The 8,239-nt window shown below is 40.0% G+C and carries 9 protein-coding genes and 1 pseudogene; all 10 read right to left on the reverse strand.

Features of this window, described 5'->3' with window-relative positions; genetic code table 11:
- Positions 1-104: 104 nt before the first annotated feature.
- Positions 105-275: pseudogene (locus H8S07_RS14080) on the reverse strand (xanthine phosphoribosyltransferase); the annotation flags it as partial.
- A 58-nt stretch (positions 276-333) separates the two neighbouring features.
- Complete coding sequence (locus tag H8S07_RS14680) at positions 334-456, reverse strand: hypothetical protein (RefSeq protein WP_264291350.1); 123 nt, start codon at positions 454-456, stop codon at positions 334-336.
- Between the two features lies 1 nt (position 457).
- Positions 458-1,582, reverse strand: coding sequence for a MerR family transcriptional regulator (locus H8S07_RS14085; protein ID WP_186856258.1), 1,125 nt, complete (start codon positions 1,580-1,582; stop codon positions 458-460).
- An 80-nt stretch (positions 1,583-1,662) separates the two neighbouring features.
- Positions 1,663-3,021: an MATE family efflux transporter gene (locus H8S07_RS14090; RefSeq protein ID WP_186856259.1), complete on the reverse strand. Its 1,359-nt coding sequence runs from the start codon at positions 3,019-3,021 to the stop codon at positions 1,663-1,665.
- 264 nt (positions 3,022-3,285) lie between these two features.
- Positions 3,286-4,203, reverse strand: a complete 918-nt coding sequence (locus H8S07_RS14095) for a permease prefix domain 1-containing protein (RefSeq protein WP_186856260.1) — start codon at positions 4,201-4,203, stop codon at positions 3,286-3,288.
- Positions 4,152-4,481 (reverse strand): PadR family transcriptional regulator, encoded by a 330-nt coding sequence (locus H8S07_RS14100; protein WP_021860734.1) that lies wholly within the window; start codon positions 4,479-4,481, stop codon positions 4,152-4,154. Before H8S07_RS14100 ends, H8S07_RS14095 begins: the two co-directional genes overlap by 52 nt.
- A 410-nt stretch (positions 4,482-4,891) precedes the next feature.
- A complete protein-coding gene (locus H8S07_RS14105; protein WP_330598603.1) occupies positions 4,892-6,148 on the reverse strand; it encodes an ATP-binding protein in 1,257 nt (418 codons plus the stop codon).
- Positions 6,149-6,316: 168 nt separating this feature from the next.
- On the reverse strand, positions 6,317-6,643 hold the full coding sequence (locus H8S07_RS14110; RefSeq protein ID WP_186856262.1) for a hypothetical protein: 327 nt from the start codon (positions 6,641-6,643) through the stop codon (positions 6,317-6,319).
- A 27-nt stretch (positions 6,644-6,670) separates the two neighbouring features.
- Positions 6,671-7,201: a nitroreductase family protein gene (locus H8S07_RS14115; protein ID WP_186856263.1), complete on the reverse strand. Its 531-nt coding sequence runs from the start codon at positions 7,199-7,201 to the stop codon at positions 6,671-6,673.
- A 249-nt stretch (positions 7,202-7,450) separates the two neighbouring features.
- A partial coding sequence (locus H8S07_RS14120; protein WP_186856264.1) for a radical SAM mobile pair protein B occupies positions 7,451-8,239 on the reverse strand: 789 nt, incomplete at its 5' end.

Here is an 8,239-nt window from a genome sequence, read left to right on the forward strand (position 1 = left end):
TTCCGGTATCGGAATTGCCTGTATTGTAGCACAGTATTTTAACGCACCGGTTGTATTTGCGAAGAAGACGAAGAGCATCAATCTGGAAGGTGAAATGTATGTAGCAGAAGTAGAATCTTATTAATATTCTTGCCTTCAAAACGTCTCTTAAATTCCTTACCGATCTCATTAAACAGTTCAATATCCATCTGATGATTTAGGAAACTGTCTACTTTCAGTACATTTCCATCTTTTACAATCCCATCTTTTACAATCCGTTCTTCCAAAAAGTTCATCGTAAAATCTCCTTTGTTTTTGATACTATTTATTTATAGTATCACACACAGATTCTGATTACAATTCCCTGGAATAACCAAAACTCTGTTTTTTTCGAAAATCAATGTTGTTCTCTCCGTAATCTTTCCACAAATCTGCGGAGTCTTCCAAATCATAATCCACCTGTCTATCTGTTCTCACTCTATCTTCTCCAGTTACGCCAGCTGTTGTATCCAACTGCACTCATAATCGTAGCAAATACATTAACCATCTGCCCCGCTGTATACACGCCATGATAACGGTTGTATGCTTTCCAGTCACTGTTGGCATGCTGCCATACACCAAGAACTGTTACTACATACACCAGCGCTCCGGCTGCAAATATAAGCGAACCCTGCATTCCCAGAAGTCCTCTGTAAGAAACATAAAATCCACCTGTCAACACACCCACACCGATGATTCCAATAAGCAGTGTAACGGCAAGTGACTGTAATGCCATTTTCCAGACTTTAGAGCCAAGCCAGAGCAAGATACCTAAAAGCAATGTCAGAACATAAAGCCCGATAATATAATGGTATTCCATCTTCATATACGCAGTATGTGATTTCCGCGAATCATGTATCAGTTCCATTACAAATCCCATCACCGCAGTAAGTGCGACTGGCTGTGCAATCGCCCCAGCAAACAGTATACCCATATGTACTTTTATATCGGAGGACATCGCAGATATGATCAGAAACGCAACTTCCACTCCAATTGCTGCAACTCCAATATACATATACTCCTTTATCCAGGTAACATTCATAAAATACACGGTCAGCATACTGATCAGCATACCTGCACTGAACAACAAGCCAATTGTATTATTGAGCTCATTTCTCGTAAGTTTTGTCTGCACAAGGTCTTCTGTCATTAATTTTCTGAGCCGCTCCTGCCACTCTTCTTTTGACTCCTTGATTTCTAACCGGTCAATCTCATTCAGATTCCAGTTCGCGCGAATCGCTTTCTGACAGATTGCCCTTGTCTCCTGAAGTAATCGCTCCTCTTCCCTAATCTCTTTCAAACGTCTTTCCATTGCTTTTTGCAATGATAATTCTTCCGCATAGATCTTCTGGATCTCCGGAATGGAAATTCCAAGCAGTCTTAATTTTTTTACTTCCTGTAAACGTTTTATCTCTACCTCTGTATAGATACGATAATTATTCTGTTCATTTCGTTTTGGGCACACCAGCCCTTCTTCTTCATAAAACCGGATATTTGCTTTCGTAAGTCCGGTAACTTTCTCAACTTCTTTGATATTCATATTATAACCTCTTTTCTCTCGCATCCTACTTCCTTCTTTCCTGATAATATATGATGATCATCTCTTTTGATGGCTCAACAATACACTATCAAGTCACTTGAAGGTCAAGCAATCTGCGACATTTTCTTCTTTTTTCTCCAAAAATAGTATGGAATCAGGCAAATAATCGTTGTCCCCCACGCAAGCGGGTAACTGATCAGTAAAGTCTCCACATTATGATGGAGCTGCGTCATGATCATCGTCCAAGGCAATCTCACAAAGAATAATCCTGCAAACGTAAAGATCGTCGGCCACAACACATCACCTAAGCCCCTCAGTCCGCCGGTCAGATTCTCAAGCAGTACGCTTAGCAAGTAGCTTGGCACAAGGAATCTGAGCATATAAACTCCGATATCTATGACTGCCTGATCGGTCGTAAACAGATGATACAGCGGTTCGCAGAAAACATACAGTACAATCAGCACAACTCCGTTAAATAAATAGGAAATTCCAAGATTGACACGAATGCTCTTGTATACACGATCCATCTTACCGGCTCCGTAATTCTGACCAACGAAAGTTGTAACCGCAACACCAAGCGCACTGTTGACCGTCCAGAAGATCATATCCAGCTTTCCATAAGCCGCCCAGCCCGCTGCTGTGTCTGTCCCAAATCCATTTACCACTGCCTGGATGATGACATTTGTCACACCGTAAGCACATGCCTGCAGTGCTCCCGGAATCCCTATTTTTAATTCTTTTGCAAGTACAGACATGTTCATACGAATTTCACGGAGCTTCAGTTTCATCACATCATACGCATGCATCAGCGAGTAGGTGACCAACGCCGCACTGATGCACTGCGAAATCACCGTCGCCAGCGCAGCTCCTGCAATGCCCATATGTAAGAATACAACCATCACAATATCCAGAATGATATTCATCACACTGCATACGATCAGATACAGAAGAGGTCTTCTGGAATCCCCCGCTGCACGCATGATCGCTGCTCCCATATTATACACAAGGGTAAAAATAATTCCCAAAAAATATACCCGCAGATAAATGGTCGAATCTGCCATCATATCTTCCGGTGTGTTCATCCATTTCAAAAAATGCGGCGTTCCGATCATTCCAATCACTGTAACCGCAATACTGGTCGCAATGGAAAATGCATATGCAGTATGTAATCCCACGTGCAGTCTTTTCTCATCCCTTGATCCATAATACTGGGCAATAATGACCGCTGCACCATTAGCAAGACCGTTAAAAAAAGTAATAACGATATTCGCAATAACTGCTGCCGGTCCACCCACACTGGCAAGCGCTGCCTTGCCAACAAATCTTCCGACTATGATCGTATCCACAGTTGTGTAAAACTGCTGTACCAGTGTGCCGAGCATGATCGGGAAGAAAAAGATCAATAACTGTTTCCAAATCACACCCTCTGTAATTTCATTTTTCTTAAAAGTTCTCTCTGACATTCCAAACAATCCCCTTTTTGTTCGTCACTTACCATTCTTTTGTTTATTATAATTATTTCATTGATGAATCTGCCACTGGCAGCTTCATCCAAATTCTATAGCGGCAAAAAGACCAATATGCAAATGCATACTGATCTTTTCGCTTTTCACTTGATTCTATTTTATCATGTAACACTAAGAAAACAAACTCATTTTACAAATTGCATCCTGCTTTTTATTCTTTTCGCCATTCATCACAATCTGTATCATTCGCACTTGTACGCTTTATATTGCTATCACTACCGGCTTGAATCCTTCCATACTTACGACCATGATCGGTGCACCTGACGGGATTACAGCCCCTTCTTCGGATGCTCTCGCGCGAACTTTCATATTGCCACCGCAGATCGTACCTTTGCCGTTCCAGGTAATTTCTGTATCAGCAAGTCCAATCTCCCACAGATATTTTCGCTCTCTGCGGTTACGAATCAGATTCATCACTGTCCGGATAATGATATTCAACACTGTTGCTGCAAACACGCCGATCATTCCTTTTACAAATCCCCTGACCGGAATTGCTGCTGAACAGATCAGACCTGCCAATGCCATTACGGTTCCGCTGTTCGTCAGATAACTTCCTTTCCAGTTTCTTCCATACGCATAGAACAGTTCTTTTCCGGAATATTTTTCCCAAATACTTAAAATAATTCCGTAACACAGGATTGCTGTTCCGATTACCAGGTGTACCTGCAGCGGAATCTGATTCATTCCCTGATACTCATTCATAAAGCCAACAATTCCATATTTTCCCGCTGTCACTAATCTGCTGATAACTTCAAATACAGGTACTAAAAATGCAAAAAACATCATCCACCAGAACATACTGAAATCAAGCACTCTCGCATGGATCTGATTGAGTTCATTGCCTGCTTCTTCCGGATTGCCCATCTGTCTTACTGCTTCCTCCTCGGCTTCTGCTTTACTCATGCCATTTTCCATAAGCGCCTCCCGACAGTCTTCCAGATGTGCCTTATATTCATCCAAAATCTCTCCTCTTACAGAACCATTAGAAATACATTTTCCAAGACGTTTTAAATATTCATATTCTTTCATAATCTCGCACCCCCTGTTCGTATCTTCATACACATCTTCTACACTTCTGCCTGCAGCAGATTCTGTACTGCGGATGCGTAGCGGTTCCACTCTTCTGTCATCTTTGCAAGATATTTCTTCCCGCTCGGTGTGATCTGATAATACTTTCGAAGCTTTCCATTCGCTTCCTGAGAATAGCACTTGAGATACCCTGACTGCACCATTCCGTGAAGCAGCGGGTAAAGTGTACCAACCTTCAGTTCAAATACATTGTCTGAACGCTTCGCCAGTGTGTCGATCATCTCATAGCCGTACATATCTTTCTCTGAAATCAATTTCAAGATCAGCATTGCTGTATTACCGGATACCTGATTCTTACTAAGTGTCATACAAATCTCTCCTCTCTTAACTTTTTCTTCACCCTTTATATCGTTCAATATATTATATCGATTGTCGATAGTGAAGAGTAAAAAAATATTCAGTAACTTTCCTTTTATTTGTCTTGATTATATATCGATAACCAATACATGTCAAGTCCCCGAATATATTTTTCAAATAAATTTTATCTTTGTTCCACCCAAATTCTAATCTCAGGAATATAATTTCTTCTGCCATTCTATCACATAATCTTTTCCCCCAGTAGCTTCATCCAGACCACTACACTGGATCTCAAATCTTTCTCTTCGATAAAAAGAAACATGCCCTCTACATATTCTTCTTTTCGTAATTCTCTGATCATAATGGTGCTCTCCTGCTACTGTTATATTTGCCGGATTCATTTTACTGCCGGTTGTTTTATCTATATCAAAAATGGCATCAGATAAAACGGTTTCAGCAACAATTTTTTCTCTTTTCCAACATCTTTCTGCGACAATAAATATATGTTATGCACGTTCTGCGAAAACTTTTTGTAAAATGCGTTAATTGACTCATGTTTTCCCACCCCTGAAGACTTTATCTCAAAAACATTTATTTTACTTCCTTCTGAAATCAGAAAATCAACTTCATAATAGTGGGTACTACCAACCTTTTCCCATGTATGATAATAAAGTTCTCTACCAGATACTGCAATCATTTGGGCAATAAGATTTTCATAGAGGTACCCCAAATTTGCCGGTAATTTATCAGACAATAATTTCGCATACACACCATTTTCTGTTACCGGTCGATCCATAAACATCAATGTTACGAATAATCCTGTGTCTGAAAGATATAATTTATAGCTGTTAAAATCTTTTGTGTCAGCCAGACTGACTCTTGGATCTGTTGAATTATAACATGGTAAAATTGTTTTGGAATCAATCAGTTCATATAACAACTCATCTGTCCTCGCATTGCTTCTCTTCCCTATTGCTGTTGTAATTCTATATTTTCGTGAATCCATTGCCAACTGAGCCGGAATTGAATGATACAATGCAGATATTCTTCCCGATGCATCAATCTTTTTGAAATCTTCTTCATAGAGAGCTATGATCTGCCGTTTTACCATATCAATTTCCGAAAAGTTTTTCCCCTCTATATAGGCTTCCACAGCCTGTGGCATGCCTCCCACAGCCATATAAATACGCAAATCCCTCATTAATTTGCGATTTGTTGCTTGTCCAATAGCCGAATTCATACGATAAATTTGTTGCAAAAGCTCGTAGTTATTTCCGGTAGCCATACAAAATTCCTCATAATCCATAGGATATACCTGTATTTTCATTTCTTCTGATGGAATTAAAATATCTTTCACATTTTTCTTTATTGATATCAAAGAACCTGTTTCCAGATAACTGTATCTGCCATCTACAACAAGATGCTTTATGGCCTGTCTTGCTTTTGGGAAAAGCTGTACTTCATCAAAAATAATCAATGACTCATGTTCATACAAAGTTACGCCAGTTTCCGCCTGCAATCTTAGGAAAAACAAATTCAGATTTCCTATATCATTAAAACAATCACATATATTATCTGTTGTTTTTGAAAAATCGATCAAAATATATGACCTGTATTCATTCTGTGCAAAATGTTCTGCAATTGTTGATTTTCCAACTCGCCTTGCTCCTTCCAGCAAAACCGCATATTTTTCTGCATATTTTTCTTTCCATTCCAACAATTTTTTATACGCTTTTCTTTCAAAATACATTATATACCTCCTGAATTTAAATATGTTATATCACAGAGTATGCATTTCTTCAAGATTATTTATTCTAAAATTGTACATTTCTTCAAAGTTATACTTTTATATTTTACACATTTCTTCAAGATTATTTGCTTTTATTAAATTCCAGGCTGACTGCTTCTTCATTTTCCCGCTCTCAATAATCCCCTCTAGCATCTCCGCAAATCCTTTTGGATCACGAATCTGATACTGCATGTGATTACATCCGTCAAATACCGGAAAATTTCCATATTTATACGTTTGCATAACTGCGTTCCTGTATTTGAAGTGGTCTTCTTTATTGCCAAACTCCCAAAATGTGTTTTTCTGCAATTCTATGAGCAGTTCCGGAGCATAGAAAAATAAAATTGCCGGATTCGATTTATTGCCCATTGTTTTAAATTTCATATCGCCACATTGCCTTTTGTCTGTATATTAATTTCCATATTTTTCATAATGCACTTTATTTTCCGGAATCTCATCCAGCGAATGTCCTTCCGGATGAACAGCCGGAATTCCCAATGATAAAACAGCTTCCAGATGCATTTTCTCCGGATATCCTAATATATCCCGCAGATACTCTTCCGTAGACTGTCCGTCCGATGTTTCCCGTAAACGTCCCTGGATCCAGCAGCTTCCAAGCCCGAGGCTGTCTGCCATCAGGTGCATATTAGACATCACAATTGAACAGTCCTCCGTCCATACATCCGATTTTTCCGCATTGGCTATCACTACAACTGCTGCAGACGCAGTTGCCAGCATTTTTGCCGAACCGACGCGACATTCGGACATTTTCTGCAATGTGTCTTTATTTTGCACTACGATCAGTTCCCATGGCCTGATTGAACGGCTGGATGGCGATAATAATCCTGCATTTATTACCAGTTGCAGTTGCTCTCCTGTAACCGCTTCTTTTGTATACTGTCTGATGCTCCGTCTTTTTTTCAACATATCTATAAATTCCATTCGCATTTCCTCCTGAATTTCAAATCTCTATGCCTATTATACTCTCCTGGCACTATATATTAAATAATAAAAAAAATTCAGAGAACCACTCTAAAAAAGTGATTCTCTGAACCTGTTCCACTAATGCCGCAGACCGGAATCGAACCGTTTTTCTTAATCTCAAATACTGATAGAAAGGGGCTTTGAAGACTTCATCACGGTTGCGGTGTTCAAAAAGTGTTCAAACGTTTGTCGCATACAAACAGGAAGTTAGCGATTTCTTTTTCCGGTATTCTCTGTCCCACGGATTTCCTCATGATAGAAATAATCTACGATCACCGGATGTCCCTGCGGGACTCTGCCATAAGGCATTTCATTATCCACAAAGGCACAATCATACTTCTTAGCCATTTTCTCAGCTTTTACTTCAAGTGCTTCAAAGTAGCTGCGGTTATGCTTGTTATAGATCTCGTCGTAAAGTGGTACAAGATCAGGATATTTTCCGGCGATATAATCCATAATTGTCTTTTTGAAACCGCCTCGAAGATTGAGATTTTCGAGCCAGAACAGATCACACTGATCCTTTACCTGCTCAAAGATTGCTTCAAAATCCGTGATACCGGGGAATACCGGGGATACGAAACAGACTGTACGGATACCTGCCTCATATACCTGCTTCATAGCAGCGATACGGTGCTCAATGCTCGAAGCAGAGTCCATATCGTTCTTGAAATTTTCATCTAGTGTGTTGATTGACCATGAAACGGTCACTCGTCCAAGCTTCTTCAACAGATCAATATCCCGTACCACAAGATCCGACTTTGTGCAGATCAGAATATCTGCGTCACTGCCGATCAGCTGCTCCAGAAGTTTTCTGGTATTCCCGAATTGCTCCTCCTGTGGATTGTAGCCATCTGTCACAGAACCGATGACCACCCGCTGTCCGGCATATTTCTTCGGATTTTTAATTTCCGGCCAATGCTTCACATCAAGGAAAGTGCCCCATTCCTCCTTGTGCCCGGTAAAGCGCTTCATAAAAGAAGCATAGCAATACTTGCA

Source organism: Dorea hominis, from assembly GCF_014287705.1.
Lineage (GTDB): Bacteria > Bacillota > Clostridia > Lachnospirales > Lachnospiraceae > Dorea_D > Dorea_D hominis.